This is a genomic window from Xenorhabdus khoisanae, from assembly GCF_001037465.1.
GTDB lineage: Bacteria > Pseudomonadota > Gammaproteobacteria > Enterobacterales > Enterobacteriaceae > Xenorhabdus > Xenorhabdus khoisanae.
The window spans coordinates 1-20125 of sequence record NZ_LFCV01000182.1; the positions used below are offsets into that span (position 1 = coordinate 1).

Annotated in this window: 19 protein-coding genes and 1 pseudogene; 11 read left to right on the top strand and 9 right to left on the bottom strand. The window is 41.1% G+C overall.

The genetic code is table 11. From position 1 onward, the window contains the following. The first annotated feature begins 811 nt into the window (after window positions 1-811). From AB204_RS19485 to AB204_RS19500, 4 genes are all read left to right on the top strand, one after another. Complete coding sequence (locus tag AB204_RS19485) at window positions 812-1519, top strand: amino acid ABC transporter permease (protein WP_047965050.1); 708 nt, start codon at window positions 812-814, stop codon at window positions 1517-1519. Then, the gene (locus tag AB204_RS19490; protein WP_047965051.1) at window positions 1497-2261 is read left to right on the top strand and encodes an amino acid ABC transporter ATP-binding protein; all 765 of its coding nucleotides are present in this window, start codon (window positions 1497-1499) and stop codon (window positions 2259-2261) included. Before AB204_RS19485 ends, AB204_RS19490 begins: the two co-directional genes overlap by 23 nt. A gap of 49 nt (window positions 2262-2310) precedes the next feature. Beyond that, window positions 2311-3084 carry an amino acid ABC transporter substrate-binding protein gene (locus tag AB204_RS19495; RefSeq protein ID WP_047965052.1) on the top strand — a complete coding sequence of 258 codons (774 nt, stop codon included), beginning with the start codon at window positions 2311-2313 and terminating at the stop codon, window positions 3082-3084. 646 nt (window positions 3085-3730) lie between these two features. Continuing rightward, window positions 3731-4705, top strand: a complete 975-nt coding sequence (locus AB204_RS19500; protein ID WP_047965053.1) for a methyltransferase — start codon at window positions 3731-3733, stop codon at window positions 4703-4705. A 136-nt stretch (window positions 4706-4841) separates the two neighbouring features. Here AB204_RS19500 and AB204_RS19505 read toward each other — a convergent pair whose 3' ends face one another. The 6 genes from AB204_RS19505 to AB204_RS19530 all read right to left on the bottom strand — a co-directional run bounded on the left by AB204_RS19505 (window position 4842) and on the right by AB204_RS19530 (window position 12674). Beyond that, the gene (locus tag AB204_RS19505) at window positions 4842-5615 is read right to left on the bottom strand and encodes a hypothetical protein (protein WP_053067957.1); all 774 of its coding nucleotides are present in this window, start codon (window positions 5613-5615) and stop codon (window positions 4842-4844) included. A gap of 195 nt (window positions 5616-5810) precedes the next feature. Then, the gene (locus tag AB204_RS19510) at window positions 5811-6776 is read right to left on the bottom strand and encodes a PDR/VanB family oxidoreductase (protein ID WP_047965054.1); all 966 of its coding nucleotides are present in this window, start codon (window positions 6774-6776) and stop codon (window positions 5811-5813) included. Between the two features lie 20 nt (window positions 6777-6796). Then, a complete protein-coding gene (locus AB204_RS19515) occupies window positions 6797-8245 on the bottom strand; it encodes an NAD-dependent succinate-semialdehyde dehydrogenase (RefSeq protein WP_047965055.1) in 1449 nt (482 codons plus the stop codon). A gap of 54 nt (window positions 8246-8299) precedes the next feature. After that, window positions 8300-9418, bottom strand: a complete 1119-nt coding sequence (locus AB204_RS19520) for an aromatic ring-hydroxylating oxygenase subunit alpha (protein WP_047965056.1) — start codon at window positions 9416-9418, stop codon at window positions 8300-8302. Further along, window positions 9415-11049, bottom strand: coding sequence for a BCCT family transporter (locus AB204_RS19525; protein ID WP_047965057.1), 1635 nt, complete (start codon window positions 11047-11049; stop codon window positions 9415-9417). Before AB204_RS19525 ends, AB204_RS19520 begins: the two co-directional genes overlap by 4 nt. A 524-nt stretch (window positions 11050-11573) precedes the next feature. Continuing rightward, a complete protein-coding gene (locus tag AB204_RS19530) occupies window positions 11574-12674 on the bottom strand; it encodes a tartrate dehydrogenase (protein WP_047965058.1) in 1101 nt (366 codons plus the stop codon). A 104-nt stretch (window positions 12675-12778) separates the two neighbouring features. On the opposite strand from AB204_RS19530, the gene AB204_RS19535 reads away from it, so the two are divergent. Together AB204_RS19535 and AB204_RS19540 are read left to right on the top strand one after the other, a co-directional pair. After that, window positions 12779-13711: a LysR substrate-binding domain-containing protein gene (locus tag AB204_RS19535; RefSeq protein WP_047965059.1), complete on the top strand. Its 933-nt coding sequence runs from the start codon at window positions 12779-12781 to the stop codon at window positions 13709-13711. A 140-nt stretch (window positions 13712-13851) separates the two neighbouring features. Next, window positions 13852-14355: a GNAT family N-acetyltransferase gene (locus tag AB204_RS19540; RefSeq protein WP_047965060.1), complete on the top strand. Its 504-nt coding sequence runs from the start codon at window positions 13852-13854 to the stop codon at window positions 14353-14355. A gap of 73 nt (window positions 14356-14428) precedes the next feature. Here the strand turns inward: AB204_RS19540 and rraB are convergent, their stop codons facing one another. Then, window positions 14429-14854 carry a ribonuclease E inhibitor RraB gene (rraB, locus tag AB204_RS19545; RefSeq protein WP_047965061.1) on the bottom strand — a complete coding sequence of 142 codons (426 nt, stop codon included), beginning with the start codon at window positions 14852-14854 and terminating at the stop codon, window positions 14429-14431. 233 nt (window positions 14855-15087) lie between these two features. Between rraB and argF the strand changes: the two genes are divergently transcribed. The 4 genes and pseudogenes from argF (at window position 15088) to vapC (ending at window position 17610) form a co-directional block, all read left to right on the top strand. Beyond that, entirely contained in the window at window positions 15088-16101 is a 1014-nt protein-coding gene (gene argF / locus AB204_RS19550; protein WP_047965062.1) for an ornithine carbamoyltransferase, read from the top strand. A gap of 247 nt (window positions 16102-16348) precedes the next feature. Further along, window positions 16349-16793, top strand: a pseudogene (locus AB204_RS21745) (IS630 family transposase); the annotation flags it as partial. 182 nt (window positions 16794-16975) lie between these two features. Then, window positions 16976-17206, top strand: a complete 231-nt coding sequence (gene vapB, locus AB204_RS19565) for a type II toxin-antitoxin system VapB family antitoxin (RefSeq protein ID WP_047965064.1) — start codon at window positions 16976-16978, stop codon at window positions 17204-17206. After that, complete coding sequence (vapC, locus tag AB204_RS19570) at window positions 17206-17610, top strand: type II toxin-antitoxin system tRNA(fMet)-specific endonuclease VapC (protein WP_047965065.1); 405 nt, start codon at window positions 17206-17208, stop codon at window positions 17608-17610. The genes vapB and vapC overlap by 1 nt, the downstream gene beginning before the upstream one ends. A gap of 185 nt (window positions 17611-17795) precedes the next feature. On the opposite strand, the gene AB204_RS23825 is transcribed toward vapC, so the two are convergent. Next, window positions 17796-17927 (bottom strand): hypothetical protein, encoded by a 132-nt coding sequence (locus AB204_RS23825; protein ID WP_268802311.1) that lies wholly within the window; start codon window positions 17925-17927, stop codon window positions 17796-17798. 324 nt (window positions 17928-18251) lie between these two features. Beyond that, window positions 18252-19526, bottom strand: coding sequence for a bifunctional O-acetylhomoserine aminocarboxypropyltransferase/cysteine synthase (locus AB204_RS19575; RefSeq protein WP_047965066.1), 1275 nt, complete (start codon window positions 19524-19526; stop codon window positions 18252-18254). A 387-nt stretch (window positions 19527-19913) separates the two neighbouring features. On the opposite strand from AB204_RS19575, the gene AB204_RS19580 reads away from it, so the two are divergent. After that, window positions 19914-20125: porin family protein (locus AB204_RS19580; protein ID WP_458864243.1), on the top strand; the 212-nt coding region annotated here is incomplete at its 3' end.

A 20125-nucleotide genomic window follows, 5' to 3' on the forward strand; every position in this document is an offset into this window, starting at 1 on the left:
TGTTGCTATTATCAAGCGTTGAGGACTCATACTTATAAGAAGCGTAAGAAGACTGTATAGATACAGCACTAATTAAAGCCAATAAAATCTTTCTCATTATTTCACCATAATAAAAACAAATAAATTTTTTATCAAAACAATTAATTACTCAGTGAATAAAAAACACAATTAAATTCAAGTGATGTTAATTATTGCTTTGCAAAAAAATATCTTTTATATTTATAAAAAAATAAACACAGCGACTATTTTGTGGATTAGCCATCAGTCCCTATATAGAAACTGATATTTAAGCAAGAAGTTAGGATAGTTAATTTTATAAATTGCTTGAAAGAAGGTGAGAAAGTAAATATTAAATGCAAATGAAATGCAATATTTTTCATCCATAGGAAATTAATATATCAGACTAATCCTATCATTATACATTATCTGCCATCACTAACCCCCTGATTTTACCAACCATTAATAACACCTCTAAGATTACTCCGATAACAAACTTAAAGTTAACAATTAGACTCACCACTATATCTTACATTTATTTCCCTCATGATTTAGATAAAAATCTTTATTAAAAAACATTCTAAAAACCAATTAATAAAGTTATTTATTTAAAATAAGCTTTTAAGAACACAATAACATCACTATTAATTATTAATTCAACTTTTACCACATTTACATATATCGCCAACGCACCCTAAAGTTCTAAGCTATAACTTTATTGTATATAACGATATCCTTTTCTTGCCATATCATCATTAAAACAACCTTATAAAAAATAAACATATTTTTAATATCAATCTATTAGGAAGATTCTATGACCCCAGATTGGCTCAGTTTAGCGCTGGATTCCCTGTGGCCGATGCTGTACGCCGGCCTGACATTCACCATTCCCCTCACGTTGATTACTTTCGCACTTGGGATCTCGTTGGGGTTTATCGTTGCTTTAATCAGGCTGTATGGCCCTAAGCCACTGGTTGCTGTAGCTCGGTTTTATGTCTGGTTAATCCGTGGCACCCCTTTATTGGTTCAGCTGTTTTTGATCTTCTACGCTCTGCCCAGCGTAGGGATTACTCTGGAAGCCTTCACCTCCGCAGTTATCGGATTTACCCTGAATGTTGGCGCCTATACCTCAGAAGTGATCCGCGCAGCATTGGTTTCGGTTCCTAAAGGGCAATGGGAAGCCTCTCACTCCATCGGCATGAGTTGGTGGCAATCACTGCGTCGGGTTGTTTTGCCACAGGCAGCACGGTTTTCAATTCCCCCTCTGTCCAATACCTTTATTTCACTGGTAAAAGATACTTCTCTGGCTTCAGTTATTACTGTGCCAGAAATGTTTCTGGCGGCACAGCGCATTGCTGCTGTTACCTATCAGCCGCTCATTCTGTATACCGAAGCCGCCATTCTCTATCTACTCTTAAGCTCGGTGCTGTCAGCACTGCAAGTCCGGTTGGAAAAGAAATTCGCCCAACAAAACAGCAGCAATAATAAGGAAGCCAAAGATGATTCAGCTCACCAACATTGAGAAAAGTTTCGACGGACAAAAGGTGCTGAAAAATATTAGCCTGACCATTAAAGAAGGTAGCCTGACGGCGCTTATTGGCCCTTCCGGTAGTGGGAAAAGTACCTTGCTGCGTTGTATTAATCTGTTGGAGATCCCGCAGGCCGGCAAGCTGGAAATTGGCAAGGAGCTGATTATCTTTAACGGTAAGGAAAAACTGCCACACCGTGAAATCCAGCGTTTTAGCCTGCAAACTGGCATGGTATTCCAGAATTTTCAGCTTTTCCCGCATCTGACGGTGATTGAAAATATTATGGAAGGGCTGATTTGGGTACAAAAATGGCCCCGCGAACGCGCCAGAGAACGGGCTATGGAGCTGTTGAAAAAGGTAGGCCTGTCCCACAAGGCCGATGTCTGGCCGAGCACACTATCGGGGGGTCAGCAACAGCGTGTGGCAATCGCCAGAGCAATGGCACCTTCCCCCAAAGTACTGCTGTGTGATGAGCCAACATCAGCGCTTGACCCTGAATTATCCAAAGAAGTCGTTTCCGTTCTGAAACAATTGGCGGGAGAAGGCACCACCATGTTAATGGCAACGCACGATTTACGTCTGGCCGCCAATCTTGCCCATGATGTGGTCTTTCTGGAATCCGGCGAGATTATTGAAGCTGGCCCGGCAAAAACCATTTTTACCCGCCCCAGTAAGGTGCGCACTGTCGAGTTTATTTCAACCCTGACAGAAACCTTGCCGGATTGGGAAATATAGCGAGCAGTCACGTTTGACATCAGCAACATTATTTATTCGGAGAAACGCAATGAAAAAAATTTTGAGTCTGTTACTGGCGGGCGCGACTGCCCTTGCTATTTCTGCCCCCGGTTATGCCGGCAAAGATTTTGACGCCATAAAAGCGTCTGGCGTCTTTAAGGTTGGTACGGAAGGCACTTATCCTCCTTTTACCTATCACGATGCCAGCAACAAATTAACTGGCTTTGACGTGGACATCGCACGGGAAATTGCCCAGCGTTTGAACGTTAAACCTGAATTTATGGAAGTCAAATGGGATGGTTTGATCGCAGGATTGGATGCCAAACGTTTTGATGCCGTTATCAACCAAGTCGGTGTTACACCAGAACGTGCAGCGAAATACAGTTTCTCCATTCCTTACACAACCTCTCAGGTCGTGCTGATCACCCGTAATAATAATGGTGATATTAAAACCTTTGCGGATATTAAAGGAAAACGTTCCGCCCAATCACTGACCAGTAATTACGGGCAACTGGCAACGTCTTACGGGGCTAATCTGGTCAGTACAGATGGTTTTAACCAAGCCATTGATTTGGTCGTCACCGGACGTGCTGATGCCACATTGAATGATCGACTGTCATTCCTCGATTTTAAAAAACAGCGCCCTAATGCGCCGGTTAGAATCGTCGCCCAACAAGCTGATGCAAGTAAATCCGCCGTTTTACTGCGCAAAGGGGATGCTGAATTGGTAGAGGCTGTTAATAAAGCCCTGCAAGAGATGAAAGATGACGGTACATATGCCCGTATCTCCGAGAAATATTTTGGCGTGGATATTTCTAAATAATTTTTCTTTGCTTAATAAGGTGGCGGTATTTTTATAAGGCCGCCTTATTCGCATTTCAATCCTCTACTTCTCTGGATATTCATTCTCTCTATGGCAAACCTAATCCTATTTGATTAGGTTTGTCAGAAAAACAAATCCCATGGGAACCAAGATCTTTTCCTTAATAAAAAGGATATGATTTTTATTTAAGTTGAATTTTTTTCTCCGGTACTGCTTTACGGTTTTATGTATTTATCTGAGTTCTCGTATAATGTCATAAATTAAATACCCAGCCTTCTGAACGCCTGTATTATGTCGTGCATTCAGTGCATGACAATAACATTCTGATATTATTTATCAATTACTTGAAAGACGACAAGTATAATAGTTAAGTATGTATTAGTCAGTTTACATTATAATTTTTCATATCAATATTCTTTATTAATGACAATTAATATATTTAAACACACTAAAAACATTTAACCCAGCGCTATAAAAATTTATTATTCATCTTATTCTCACTAAAACCAAAAACACTAACAAAGGAAATTTATAGATAATCCATTAACATGTTGAGAAAAGGATAATCAAAAAAAATACCTATTCAGTAAATAACTTACCTACAAAAAAGAAGCTGTTTATAAAATTGTAATAAGGAAAATAAATAATGCTATTTGAAATGGCCACTGCTTATCGTAAATCTAATGCATTGTTTGCTTTTGTGGAAAGCAAAGCACCACTATATTTAAGCACCCAAGATGGCAAAACTGTGGAACAACTTGCTCAACTATGCCATGTTTCTCAAGATAGGTTCCATCGGTTATTGAATTATATGCAATCACTTAATGTGTTAACAAAAAAAGATGATAAATTTTACCTTACTGAGCAATGTTCATCACTAAGTGATCCAGACAGCCTTGAAACATTACATATCAAATTTGAATTAAGTCCAATCTGCTGGGGCGCTTGGTCACAATACGCTGCATCCTTCAGTAAAATGAATAGCAAATCTGCTTTTGAACTTAACTATCATGAGAAATTTTTTGATTATTTCAGTCATGAGCATAGTAAAACCCTCAAAACGACTTTTGATAATTTAATGTCAAAAGCGACCGATGTAATGAATGAACATATTATTGAGCATATCCCTCTAAATGGCATTTCTTCAATGATTGATATAGGGGGAGGACAGGGTTCTTTAGCACAAAATATAAAAATGCACTATCCACATATCCAATGTCACGTCATGGATCAGTATGATTTTACCAGACAAGAATCAGAAGGGATCACGTTCATCAATGGCGATTTCTTTTCCGCTATTCCATCAGGATATGATGCTTATTGTATAAAAAGTGTTTTGCATAATTGGCCAGATAATCAAGCCATTGATATTCTAAAAAATTTCCATAAAGCAATGAGTGAAGATTCCGTTCTATATGTTATCGATATGATTAAAGAGCAAAATGATGCAAATGCAGAATCATTTGATTTATATATGGATGCCCTTTTGTTAGGTAAAGAACGATACCAGTCAGAATTTGAATCTATCGCAAAACAAGCTGGATTCTCTATCACAAATACATACAACTTGAATTTTTCCCTAACGGGCAGTAACCAGTACATTATTGAAATGAAAAAATAAATTATCAATAACCCGTGGATAAGAAATTGAACTAAGTGCCTGTTCCGAGATCTGAGTCTTGGATCAATAAAAAAACGGATCTTAAAAGGAACAGGCTACGGATAAATAACACATTGATTTGGAGATATCAGTAGCACTAAGAAAACCAAGGCAGCTTTCTTAATAAAAACAGTACAAAGAGACTGGTAAGCAGCGATACACATATCGCCAATGAAAACGTGAGCATAAATCCTGCCTGCGTAATATACCGTTCGACGATAAGGTAAAATGCCAATACGCCAACTCCGCTTATCGCATTTCCACGAATAACGTTCAGAGCATCGGTGCGCCCATTCTGGATATGAGTAAACACCGTCAGAGGCCAGGCGATTACTGGTATTGGTGCCAGTATCCCGCTAAGGTCAGATCCGATGGCGTTGGCAGATGCCGTGAGAGCAAGCACCATTGTGGTAGCGATAATGATACGTGTAGCCAGATCAAAAGAGGGAGGCTGACGGTTAAGTGATGATGTTGCATATTTTCGGGTGAACACGAGTATACAGAAAATCGCCAATACGATCGTACCGATACTTAATAGAGTGCTATTAATGTTAAGCAATAGCCACGATACACCGCAAAAAAGAAATACTGAACCCGCGCAAGCAACAGAAAGCGAGTACCGTCGGGTCAATGCGATATAGCACAAATAAGTGAATAAAACGGCACCGACTCCTGTTAAAGAACTCAATGCTGAACGTTGTGCAAAATAGGCTCCCTGTTCAACCGCCATGTAAATTGAGATAGAGCCCGATGTCAGCGGCATACCTGATAATATACCGCCCACAAAGCTACCCCACCGTCTGGCTGAAAGAGTAACGAGTAACATTAATAACGGTGTGACGATCAACTTGATAGCAAATAGCATACCCATAGATTTCTACTCTGACTCAATACTGAGCTGTGATTTCCAGAAAGCTGAATGTTGATATATTTTCTACCACACTGATTCCACTGCTATATTTTTTTAATTTCCTACATTTTTATTGCTTCGAACATAACAAACATAGAAAAACAGATAAAAAACACAACAAAAGAATTTGCATATGGGGCCGTAGCCCCATATTGACTACAAATCCAACACTAACCGTTTCCCTTTCGCTCTGGAACAACAAATCAGCATTGATGTCTGACTCTTTCTTTCCTCATCACTAAGATATTGGTCACGGTGATCGGCTTCACCTTCTAAAATCATTGTTTCACAAGTCCCGCATACTCCTTCACGGCATAAACTTTCAATCGATGCGGCCTTATTTCTTTCAATGACTTGTAAGATGGTTGATTCGCTATCCACTTCCAGTTCAACGCCAGATTTAGCCAGAACCACTGTAAACGCATCACCGGTTTTATCTTCAATCGCAAATTGTTCAAAATGCAATTGCTGATCAGGAAACCCAACCTTTTGTGCAGCTTGTCTTACGCCCTCATTTAGTGAGTGTGAACCGCATGTATAAACATGGCTTCCTTCTGGTAATCGGGAAATAAGTGTATCGAGTTCAAGACGAGACCCCTTAGATGAAATATGACAAACTACTTTATCCTTAAACCTTGATGCCATTAACTCTGGTGTAAAAGCAGGTTCGCCGGCATTCCGGTAGCAATAATGCAGTTCATACTCAGCATTTTGTTGTTCCAGTTCATGCAAATGGGACATAAAAGGCGTTATCCCAATTCCACCCGCTATCAATATGTGTTTTTTAGCCCCGGGCGCTAGTGCAAATAAATTATTCGGCTCAGAAACAATGAGTTTATTTCCAATGGCGACTTTTTCATGCATAAATGCTGATCCACCACGAGAATACTCTTCTCGCTTAACCGCAATTTGATAACGTTGTTCATCAAAAGGGGAGTTTAATAGAGAATAAGCATTATTATACTGGTTGTCACCATCCCGCATCTGCACAAAGATATGGCTTCCGCTGGTAAAAGAAGGTAGCTGTGTGTTTTCATCCGGTATTAACGTAAATCGTTTAATCGTAGGCGTAATAGTTTCAATATCACTGACAATAACACCGAGTTTCTGATAAGTAGACATAAGTGATTCTCAATTATTCATTAAAAACCCTGACAGAGATATTTCAGTTCCAAATAATCTTCAATACCGTGGCTCGAACCCTCACGCCCTAAACCAGATTGTTTTACGCCGCCAAAGGGAGCAACTTCATTAGAAATAAGACCGGTATTAATACCTACCATGCCATATTCTAACTTCTCTGAAACCCGCCAAATGCGTTGTGGATTTTCAGTATAAAAATAGGCAGCAAGCCCATAAATAGTATTATTAGCAGATTCGATAACGCTATCTTCATCATCAAAAATAACCAGAGGTGCAACAGGCCCAAATATCTCCTCTTCTAATAGCAGGCTATTTCCGGCAACGTTACCGAGTACCGTTGGCATAAAGAAATTGTCGCCTAAAGCATGACGTTGACCACCGAATAATAAATCCGCACCTTTATTTAATGCATCATCTAAAAGAGATTGAACTTTATCCGCTGATTTCGCGTTAATCAGTGGCCCTATTTGTGTTTCTTGCTCAAAACCATTACCGACTTTAAGTTTTTGTACTTCTTCAACAAAACGCTGGCTGAATGTCGGATAAATAGCCTGGTGAATATAGAAGCGATTCACACAAACACAAGTTTGCCCTGCATTACGAAATTTCGCTGCAATCGCACCTTCTACCGCTTTTTCGACATCAGCATCATCAAAGACAATAAAGGGTGCATTTCCGCCTAACTCCAAAGATACTTTTTTGATACTGTCTGAGCATTGACGCATTAATAAGCGTCCTACCTCCGTTGAACCCGTAAAACTCAGTTTGCGCACACGATCATCTGTGGTGAATGTTTCACCAATAATGCGTGAATGCCCCGTGATTATATTTATCACCCCCGCAGGAATACCCGCCTGAATCGCTAACTCCACCAGTGCCAATGCCGTAAATGGAGTTTCATTCGCGGGTTTTATGACCATGGTACAACCTGCCGCAAGGGCAGGTGCAGCTTTGCGGGTCACCATTGCCGCAGGGAAATTCCAGGGCGTAATAGCCGCACAAACGCCAATTCCTTGTTTAATCACCATCAGGCGCTTATCCACCGTTGGCGAAGGAATAATTTCCCCGTTTGTACGCTTTCCTTGTTCTGCAAACCACTCGATAAAAGAGGCGGCGTAGACGATTTCACCTTCAGCTTCTGCCAGCGGTTTTCCTTGCTCTAATGTCATGATTTCTGCAAGCTGTTTTTTATTCTCACTGACTAAACGAAACCAATTTTGTAATAACCGGGCACGCTGGTGACCTGTTAATGCCCGCCATTCCGGTAAGGCATCATGCGCAGCCTGAATGGCTTTTTTCGCTTCACTCGCTGCCATATTAGGTATTTTCCCTATGGTTTTTCCTGTAGCAGGATCGGTGACATCCAATGTCTCTTTATTGTCCGCATCGCACCATTGCCCGCTGATATAAGCCTGCTGGCGAAAAAAAGGATTATCTAAGATATTCACTTAATGACCTCACTGATTAAACCCATTCCATGACTGCCTTTACCCAACGCCACTTTATTCATGGTAAATCTGGGCAATAAGGTTGTGGAAATAAGCAATACCGTGCTCACTAATTCCACTTCCGGTGCTATCCGCCATGATGCGTCCCTGACCAGGATAACCACGGGATTTAAGCCCTTTCTGCACGCTCTCAACCAAGCGCAAATCTTCAGGACGAAAAACGTCGCGATACCATTCAATCAAAGATTTCTGTTCTTGAGTCAAATCTTCATTAGTAAAATAAATATCGTAATGTTGCAGTGTTGTTTCGGCATCTATAGGGAATTCATAGATCACCGTCATCATGCCTTTAATTGGCGTCACGTTGTACATGGTACAAGGCCATAACCAAAAGCCATGAAATGAAGATTCACCTTCAAATTTGAAAGATTGATCAGAGGGGATCGCATAGCCAAATTGCAATGACCATTTCTCATGCATGGTATGCCAATAGCGATCTACCTGAACTGAGGTTGAAAAACCCGGATGAGCAGGGCCACAGTGATAACATTCCAGATAGTTATCAACAATGCTTTTCCAGTTCGCCGGTGTTACCGTCGTGAAACGATCTGCCAACTTTAACTCATAGACTTCGGGGCAAGCCTCTAATACCTTAGCGCTTAACCCCGGTAATTGTTCCTCAACTGTGCCGGCATTCATGTCCATATTAATAAAGACAAAACCGGCATATTCTTCCAGTTTTACAGGGGATAATTGCGCTAAATCTTTATCGAAATTAGCCACATTCTCGCAGTTACGGGCATGGGCCAAAGTTCCGTCGAGCTTGAATGTCCAGGCATGATAAGGGCAAGTGATGACATTTTTTGCCTTGCCTTCTCCTGTTAATAACTGGTGCCCACGATGAGGACAAACGTTAAAGAATGCACGCAATACGTTGTCGCGCCCACGAACAATCACAATGCTCTCGCCAATAATTTCACGCGTAACATAATCATTAGGATTGGCAAGTTCACTGCTGTGTGCAACACAGATCCAACTCTTGGCAAAAATCGCCTCTTTCTCATAATCAAACACGTCCTGAGAAGTATAGAAACGCGCTGGCATGGTGTACGCTTCTGTTGGGATTGCACAAAAGTTTTTGGGTAGTGTGAAATTCTGGTGTTGAATGCTCATATCAATTCCTTAATTTTCGTTGATGAAGCCATGACTGGCGGGGATGCTTTTTTCTCGATAGGTGTCATGGATGTTGGCGCAACAACAGGTTCTTGCTGGTTCGGACTATCAATAAGATGTGCAGGAATGTGTGCATAATCTTGTTTTATCCAGCGAATAAAACCATATGTTTTAATCAGAAGAATCACTAAAAAAGGCAGTGCAGTGAGCACTACGGTGGTTTTCATTGTCTCTAAGGAGGCTTGCGTAAATAGGATTGAAAGTGGGATTAGCGTAATCACTACGCACCAGAAAAGGCGTAAATTCCGGCTGGGGTCCTGGCCTTCACTTAAATTGCGCGTGCTGGTTGCCGCCATAGTGTAAGCAACCGCATCCATATGCGAGGCCAAGAAAATAATCATGATAAAGAGATAAGCAGCAAGGAAAAATTGGCCTAATGGCAAGGCATTCAATAGTTGGTGAACGGCTGTTTCACCCCCCAACGTATTCAATACTTCAGGTACATTAATAACGCCGGTAATAAATTGATGTATTGCGTAGCTTTCCAAAACACCAAAGAAGAACCAGCAACCAAACGTACTGCCTAATAACAACGCCCAAATCACTTCTTTAATTTTGCGCCCATGAGAAACCCGGGTCACAAACATGGCAACACCGGGAGTATAAGAGATCCACCATAACCAATAGAATACGGTCCAACTACGTGTAAATTGACCATCTCCCATCGGATCGGTAAATAAACTCATTTGCAAAAAATTCTGCGTTGTTAACCCAATTGTATTAATAATATTATTAATAATAAATTCCGTTGGCCCCACAATCAGGACAAGTAAAGCAAAACCAAATGCTCCCCATCCCACCATTTGGCTTAAACGCCGCATACCATTATCAATGCCAATATAAGAACTTAAACAAAAAATCAATGCAGCTAATAATGTAATTATAGTTTGAACAATAAAATTATTAGGTATACCTGTTAGTGAAGAAAGCCCGCCACTTAATGTAGCCGCAGTCACAACTAAAGAAATCGTTAACGCCCCGACAGTAGCAATTAAAAATATCATGTCAATAAGGCGGCCCCAAAAACCATGAGGGTTAATGTTTATAATAGCGGAAATAATCCCTGATAAGCTCAACCCTTTATTTTTTCTGACATGGAAATGATAAGCCATTATCAATGAAGCCAGTGCATAAGTTGCCCAGGCACTGATTCCCCAATGGAAAAAAGAGTAACTGATACTGTACTCCAATGCTTTAGGGGTTTGAGGCGTAATATTCAAACCGGGCGTTTGGTAATAATATGCCCATTCCATCACTCCCCAATATAAGGTCGATGAACCAAGCCCCGCACAAATAAACATAAACAACCAGGACACCGTGTTATATTCAGGTTTTCCTTCACCTAATCGAACATTGCCATATTTACTTATCGCCAAATACAGAACAAACACTAAAGCGGCAAGAACTAATATTTGAATAATTGATCCAAGTAAGCGAGTCAGCCCATTAAAAATTGCATTAGCAATAATACTGGTTTTTTCAGGAAACAAACTAAGTGATACCGCTATTACAATAATACAAGCAAGACTTATTGCAATTAAGGAAATATCTTTTTTTGTGTTGCTGAACATGAAACCTCCGTTTCGTCACTTTGTGCATATCCTCCATCATTCATAGGGATAGAGTTCCATTGAATATGAAAATTCATTCGGTATTGCGACAAAATGCCTATTATCGTTGTTATGATTATCGGGTATAGACACGACAAAAGGAAAACGTGCAATAAGTGGGAACGACACTTATTGCCTCTTTTGGCTAAAAACTAGAATATATTGTTGATACACAATTTAAGCAATGAGCCGGACAGTAAATAGATAAAACACACATCGTAAATAATATCTTGTGACATACGTTAAAAAGCAGAAGAGTAAGAGTCATGGCTGACAATAAAAAAACAAGTTAATAATCATAAAAAAACCACACCCTAAAAAAGAGTGTGGTTTTTATAAGAAAGAATCATTTAACTATACCCAATGGATTTCAAGTTGCGTCGCGGCGGCAAGGGAACGAATCCCCAGGAGCATAGATAACTATGTGACTGGGGTGAGTGAGTGCAGCCAACAAAGAGGCAACTTGAAAGACGAAGGGTATATTTTTAATTAGTTAAATGATTAACAATAGCTTCCCCAACCTGTTGCGTCGATGCTTTACCTTTCATATCTGGTGTGACGATCCCTTCCCTTATCACCGCTTCAATGGCAGATAAAATATCGTCATGGGCATCCTGATAACGCGTATCGCCTTCATCTAAGGCAGCTTTACCCAAAAACTGTAACATCATGGCGCCAGCCCAAATCATTGCGATTGGATTGGCAATATTTTTGCCATAAATATCGGGGGCTGACCCATGAACAGGCTCAAATAAAGAAGGGAAATTCCTTTCCGGATTCAGATTCGCAGAAGGTGAAAGCCCGATTGTGCCAGTACAGGCAGGCCCTAAATCAGAAAGAATATCGCCAAACAAATTGGAAGCAACAACGACATCAAAACGCTCTGGATTTAACACAAACCGGGCACAAAGGATATCAATATGCTGCTTATCCCATTTTACGCCGGGATACTGTTTTGCCATCTCTTCGACCCGCTCGTCCCAATAAGGCATGCTAATCGCTAATCCGTTTGATTTAGTGGCCGATGTTAATAAATTACGGGGGCGACTTTGTGCTAATTCAAACGCATATTTCAAGATACGGTCAACCCCACGGCGGGTAAAAACCGACTCCTGGATCACCACTTCATGTTCTGTGCCTTCATGAAGGCGGCCACCAATCGTAGAATATTCCCCTTCCGTATTCTCTCTGACCACATAAAAATCGATATCTTCCGGTTTCTTGTTCGCCAGCGGGCAAGGCACTCCCGGTAAGAGACGTACAGGGCGCAAATTGACATATTGCTGAAATTCACGTCGAAATTTAAGCAGTGAACCCCAAAGCGAGATATGATCAGGTACCGTTTCAGGCCAGCCAACAGCACCAAAATAGATAGCGTCAAACCCCATAAGCTGCTTAAACCAATCGTCGGGCATCATTTTGCCGTGCTGAAGATAATAATCACAGCTTGCCCATTCAAAATGCTCAAACGATAAACAGATATCCCACTTTTCAGCTACAGCCTGCAATACCCGAATGCCTTCCGGAAGAACCTCATGACCAATTCCATCTCCCGGAATTGCAGCAATTTTAAACAGTTTTTTCATTAGATATCTCTCATTTATCAGGATACTAAATTGACTTTCCGGCTATCTTATAATTGACTGATTTGCATTCAATCTGAAAAATGTAGAAACATAATTTACGATTTATGAACAATTTACCTATTTTACAGGATCTACGTGTTTTCCTTTTAGTCGCCAAGAGAGCCAGTTTTGTCGCCGCAGCCGAAGAAATTGGGGCATCTCCGGCCTTTATCAGTAAACGCATTGCAATATTAGAAAACATATTAAATGTCACCCTATTACATAGAACAACACGTCGCGTCTCAATTACGGAAGATGGCGAACGCATATACGAATGGGCACAACGTATTCTCAATGATGTTCACCAGATGCTGGATGAACTTTCTGAACTTCGGCAAGAACCGCAAGGGACAATTAGGATCGTCAGTAGCTTCGGTTTTGGTCGGCAATTCGTTGCGCCTGCGTTATCCGCACTTATTCAGGCCTATCCACAATTAGAACTGCGATTTGATGTAGAAGATCGCATTATCGATTTAGTCACTGAAGGCATTGATTTGGATATTCGGGTTGGTGATGATATTGATAATAATCTTATCGCACGCAAGCTCGCATCTAACCACCGAATTCTTTGCGCATCACCGGCTTATCTCGCACGTAATCCGATGCCAAAATCACTGAATGACCTCCCTTCTCACTCCTGTCTGGTGATCAAGGAGAGAGATCACCCTTTCGGAATCTGGCAATTACAAAACAGTACCGGCTCTCAATCGGTGAAAGTCACCGGGCCTATGTCATCCAATCATGGTGAAATTATTCATCAGTGGTGCCTTGATGGTCATGGCATTACTTTACGCTCTTATTGGGATGTCAGGGAGAGCATCAAATCAGGGGCGTTAGTCCATATCCTGCCTGAATATTATCAATCAGCAAATATCTGGGCGGTCTATGTCACACGTCTGGCGATGTCTGCTCGTGTCAGGGTAACGATTGAATTTCTGGAGCGCTATTTTCAACTACATTATTCAGAACAAATTGAGGTTAAATCGAATCGGAACTAAAACGAAGTGCGGGATAAGCAACTTATCAGCATGTTACATAGATTCATTTGCATACATTCACCCAATGAATTATTGGCTAGACCAATATATTTCATAATGTATTATTTACCTCCCTATCAATAAAAATAGAAAGATAAAAAATGACAACAAAAAGCAGACACAACTACGTTATTCGCCCTATCACCCAACAAGACAACACCGGCATCGCCGCTGTTATCCGTGAAGTATCTGCCGAGCATGGCTTAACCGCAGACAAAGGTTTTGCCGTTGCTGATCCGATTCTGGATACATTGTACGAAGTTTACAATCAGCCGCGCAGTGCTTACTGGGTTGTTGAAATGGATGGCGAAGTCGTTGGCGGCGGTGGGGTTGCTCCGCTGGCCGGAGGTGACAGTGATACCTGCGAATTGCAAAAAATGTACCTTTCATCGGTACTACGGGGAAAAGGGGTTGCCAGGCAAATCGTGAAGCAATCACTCGAATTTGGTACAGAGCAAGGTTTTAAACGCTGTTATCTGGAAACAACGGATACTTTGAAAGCTGCCATTGCCTTATATGAAAAACTGGGCTTCAGCTATCTTGATGAGCCACTTGGCAATACAGGCCACAGCGACTGTGAAGTCAGGATGCTCAAGGCACTATAACGATTACCCCCCCAATAAATCAGCCCCACTAAACAAGTGGGGCATTCGGCGGTCACGCTATCTTCAAAAGATCTTAATGCAGTCTGGGTTCATCTTCCTCTGGGGGAAAGAGATCACCTTCGTCATCTTCATCATCCGGCGCGTTGGGATCTTCAAAATACGTTCCCCAACCATCGTAATTCACACCCATCTTTTCAGCCAGATCCATCAGTTGCTCGACCTGTACGTTGATCAGTTCGGCTTCCAGACGACTTTCACTGATCACATCGCAACACATCAGAACAACACGATCTTCTGTTTCCAGCTCTTCTGCATCTGTCACTTCATAACCTAGCTTAAATGCTTCCAGAGCGGCCTTCTCCAGTTGATCGAAGTTTTCTGCCGAAAAGTGGTGTTCAATAATATAAAGCGCTTCAGGATCACTGCCATCTTCCAATAATTCTTCGATGATCAAACGAGTCTCTTCACGCTGTTCTTCTAAAGCATGTGGGTCTGCCATGCCAATCCCCTCCGTCAGTTGGCTGTCATGTTTTGCATTCTCCCATCTTTTCTTTACAAAGGATATATCTATCCAATTTTGTTCAGGGAGAAGTACAAACCGCAATCGACTGAACCATAATCAGTCTTAATACTGTCACTCTCGCAAGCACCAAAAACGAAACTTGCAATCGGATTTTTTATCGAGATATAGTGAATATAAATTCAATATTGCGCTGATGGAGACAATCCATAATGAACCCATTTTTTCAACGCTCGTTCCTAAGGCTTCTTGATATTATCCCTACAGAAGTTAATACTCTTTTAACATTGGCTCATGAATTAAAAACGAATAAAAAATCAGGTTTGGAATCGCCTTTACTCAAGGGAAAAAACATTGTTCTTATTTTCGAAAAAGATTCCACCCGTACACGCAGTGCATTTGAAGTCGCAGCCTATGATCAAGGTGCCAATGTTACCTATTTAGGCTCAAATGGCAGCCAGATCGGGCACAAAGAATCCATCAAGGACACCGCACGAGTGCTTGGGCGACTGTATGACGGCATCCAATATCGTGGTTACGGCCAGCGTATTGTCGAAACGTTAGCGCAATACGCAGGCGTTCCGGTCTGGAATGGCCTGACGGATGAATTCCACCCGACCCAACTGCTGGCGGATTTAATGACCATGCAGGAGCACAGCCAAAAACCGCTATCTGAAATCAAATTTGCTTATTTGGGCGACGCCCGCAATAACATGGGTAACACCATGCTGGAAGCTGCGGCATTGACGGGGATGGATCTCCGCTTAGTCGCGCCAAAAGCATGCTGGCCTGATACCAATTTGGTTGCAGCATGCCAAAAACACGCAGAGAAAACTGGCGGTCAGATCACTCTAACAGAAGATATTACACAAGGTGTAAAAGAAGCTGATTTTCTGTATACCGATGTTTGGGTATCAATGGGTGAGCCAAAGTCAGTCTGGCAGGAACGCATTGCATTATTGAAGCCTTATCAGGTCAATATGGACGTTGTGAAAATGACGGGGAACCCGGAAGTAAAATTTCTGCATTGCCTTCCGGCCTTTCACGATGAAGAAACGGTGCTCGGCCAGCAACTGGCGCAAGAATTTAATTTATATGGCGGTCTGGAAGTGACGAATGAAGTCTTTGAATCAAAACACAGTATTGTGTTTGATCAGGCTGAAAACCGGATGCATACCATTAAGGCGGTAATGGTGGCGACGCTGGTGGAAGAGCTGAATTGGTAATTTGGGGCTTATGCGGTGTGTTTGAGCACCGCTTTCTCGTTTCTTATAACAATTTATTATAACAATGACGTGAGCTGATAAAAATGGAAAAAACTTTTCAAATGCCCGTTGCCATCCTGAGCCCTCTCGATCAATTCATCCAAATAATATTTTTCTATTACTCCCTGAGGATTTTTCTTTGTATATCATCGATTGCGACTGCCGCCATCGCCACGATGGGCGACCCCAGTGCTTTCCGGTCGGGTAGAGAATTTTCCTCCTATTCATGGGCGCACTCAATTTGCAACGGATTGAAGAGACTATTATTCGTGAATACCCGACGATTAACGCAAAAAATGTCGTCCTGTTTTTCGGCTCAATCCGGGAAATTTATCCGCTTTCGCAAAAAATCCATATTATTCTGGATGGTGCGGGTTACCACCGAGCCGAGTTGGTGAAAGAGATGGCGTATGTCCTGAATATTGAATTGCATTACCTCCCGCCTTATAGATAGCCCAAATCTCAATCCGATAGAGCGATTGTGGAAGTATATGAATGAGCAAGTGCGTAACAATGTTTATTTTCCGGATACGAAAACGTTTCGTGAAACCCTTCGTCACTTTTTTCATGTCACGTTGCCAGAAAAAGCGAAAGAATTGACGACTCGACTGACTGACAATTTTCAGATTTTAAAACCTGCATCTTCAAGTTAGATTGGTATAGATATGTATTAAAGCGTATTCCTGTGCAAAGTAAGGGAACCAGTTTGGCAGGGTACCCCCGTTTTTGAATAAAATTAAAACAAATAAAGTCTGGTATATCCCATTGACATATCCCATGAAAGGACTATGCTTTTCAACGAACTTAATCAGAAAACTTGATTTCGGAGGTCAGTATGGAAAAAACAACAGTCTTTAAAAGTAATCGAAGTCAGGCGGTACGCTTGCCAAAAGCTGTTGCTTTACCGGAAGACGTAAAACATGTTGATATTATTGCTATTGGTCGAACCCGCATCATAACTCCGGCAGGTGAAGGATGGGATAGTTGGTTTGATGGCGAAGATGTTACCCCTGATTTTATGACTGATAGACAGCAGCCAAGTGAACAGATCAGGGAAGAATTCTGATGATTAAATATATGCTTGATACTAATATTTGTATTTATACTATCAAGAACAAACCACAGAAAGTCAGAGAAGCTTTTTACCAACATTATGGTCAGCTTTGCATCAGTTCTGTCACATTGATGGAGTTGATTTATGGCGCAGAAAAATCAGCGAATCTTAAAAAGAATCTGGATATTATTGAGGGATTCGCTGCACGTTTAGAAGTCATGACATATGGTTTTGATGCAGCTGTCCATACCGGACAGATTCGTGCTGAATTGGCAAAAAACGGAACACCTATCGGCCCCTATGACAGTATGATTGCAGGTCATGCCCGCTCATTGGGTATGGTACTTGTGACAAATAACACCCGTGAATTTGAACGAGTATCGGGGTTAAGACTTGAAGATTGGGTGTTGGGGTAATATAAGCGAGACTAATCCAGTCATGGATCACGTTTAAGGCTTAATATTTTATTGAATAGTTGAGGGCTGATGTTATTCAGCCCTATTTTTTTGCGAAAAATGTCGTAAATTCCTGCCCAGAATGGAGGAAGCAGCTACTGCATCTGTGTTTGTAATATGTATCCGTGTAATGAAATTTTTTGAGGTTACGGCCTTGGCCAAGGGTTTGATGCAACAAGCAGTGCAATATGAATGAGTTCAAATAGCTTGTCTGAAAGTAATTCATACTCTTGTTGAATGTCTTTATCATCAAAGGAAATATCATTCCATGTTCCCATACCCCCGAAACACCATGATTCTAAACAGGCATACATGAGTTGTTGATATTCTTCAGGGGTATAGTTATCAGGAAATATCTCACTACCATTTACATTGTGATCGAGTTTGACGGATAAGGCTTTTATTCCTCTATCAAACCAATTACCAAAATTGCCATGATCATTCTTATAGGCGAAAGCACTAATTGCTTCTAATTGTTCTTTAAGAGTAAGTTTAATTTTTTTTATTTTTTATGATGAGTGTCATCTTTTTTATTACTTCATCGATATCAATAAATATTGATATCGATGATTTATTATTAACACAATCAATAATATTGAAAATTATTTTGCTGCATCCAGAGCTTGTGCAAGATCGGCAATAATGTCATCGCTGTGTTCGATGCCGATAGATAGGCGAATCAGATCGCGCAACACTCCTGCTTTTTCCATTTCTTCATCATTCAATTGACGGTGAGTTGTGGATGCCGGATGACAAGCCAGTGATTTGGCATCACCAATATTGACCAAACGTACGATCAGTTGCAGGGCATCGATAAAGCGTACAGCTGCTTTTTCCCCGCCTTTGATGCCGAAGGATAGAATGGCAGAAGGTTTCCCATTCATATAACGGATAGCCAAATCATGCTCAGGATGTGACGGCAAGCCTGCATATTTAACCCAAGAAACTTGAGGATGTTGTTCCAGATATTGCGCAATTGTCAGGGCATTTTCAGTATGGCGTTCCATACGAAGAGCCAATGTTTCAAGGCCCTGTAAGATCAGGAAAGCATTAAAAGGAGATAATGCTGCGCCAGTGCTGCGCAGTTGCCCGACACGACAGCGAGCAATAAAAGCTGCGGCACCAAAATGTTCGGTATAGTTTATTCCGTGGTATGACGGATCCGGAGTATTTAAAACCGCAAAGCGATCTTGATGCTCCGCCCAAAGGAATTTGCCTGAATCGACAATCATTCCGCCCATCGACGTTCCGTGGCCTCCAATATATTTGGTCAGGGAGTGGATAATGATATCTGCGCCATGTTCAAACGGGCGGCATAAATAAGGCGTTGCGACAGTATTATCGACAATAAGAGGTACACCGTGCCGATGGGCAATATCGGCCAATGCCTGAATGTCAACGATATTCCCACTTGGGTTGGTGATAGATTCGCAAAAGACCGCTTTGGTTTTTTCGTCAATCATCGCTTCAATGGTTGTGAGATCGTTATGATCGACAAAACGTGTTTCGATCCCCATACGTGGGAAATTGTGCGCCATCAGGTTATAAGTTCCACCATACAATTTCGCTACGGAGACAATGTTATCTCCCAGACCGGCAATCGTCTGGATAGCGTAGGTGATTGCCGCCATGCCAGAAGCAACCACAAGCGCACCAATTCCTCCTTCTAAAGCGGCGACACGTTTTTCCAGTACATCATTGGTCGGATTCATGATGCGGGTATAAATGTTGCCTTCAACTTTCAAATCAAACAGGTCAGCGCCATGTTGGGAATCATCAAAGGCGTAGGAAGTTGTTTGATAAATTGGCACAGCAACGGATTTGGTTGTGGGATCAGGTGAGTAACCGGCATGGATGGATAGCGTTTCTAATTTCATTGTCATTTCCTTTAGTAAATTGCAGGGTGAAATTGATTTGATATTGCTGGTATTAATAAAGTGATTTTATTTTGAAAATATAAAGAGAATGATAATATTAAATCTTATTTGTTAACTTGTTAAGCCGGAAGAAAAATTGTATCTAATTTACAAAAAGATAATGTAATGGATCAATATCAAAAATAAATGTTTAGATATCAATTTGATATCTATTTAAAACAAAAGTTCACTTGTTTTTTGAAGGTGTAATTTCTATAGGTAATGATTACGCGCCATTGTCAATAATTCTATCTTTTCAAATTTATTGCATTTTACCTAAGCATCCCGCAAAAACTATCTATACTTTAAATAGTTAATAAACATGAAGGGTAATTATTAGTTAGGATGATGAAAAAACCGTTCCTTGCAACTTTAGCCGTATCCGGTTTTATGGGTGGTTCATTGCCTCATCCGGACTCGAATACTGTCGCTGTAGGTTATGCACAAAGTAAGGTTCAAAATTTTAAGAATATTCGTGGGGTGAACCTTCACTACCGTTATGAGATGGATTCCCCTGTCAGCATTGTTGGTTCATTGACTTATATGAAAGGTGATGAAGG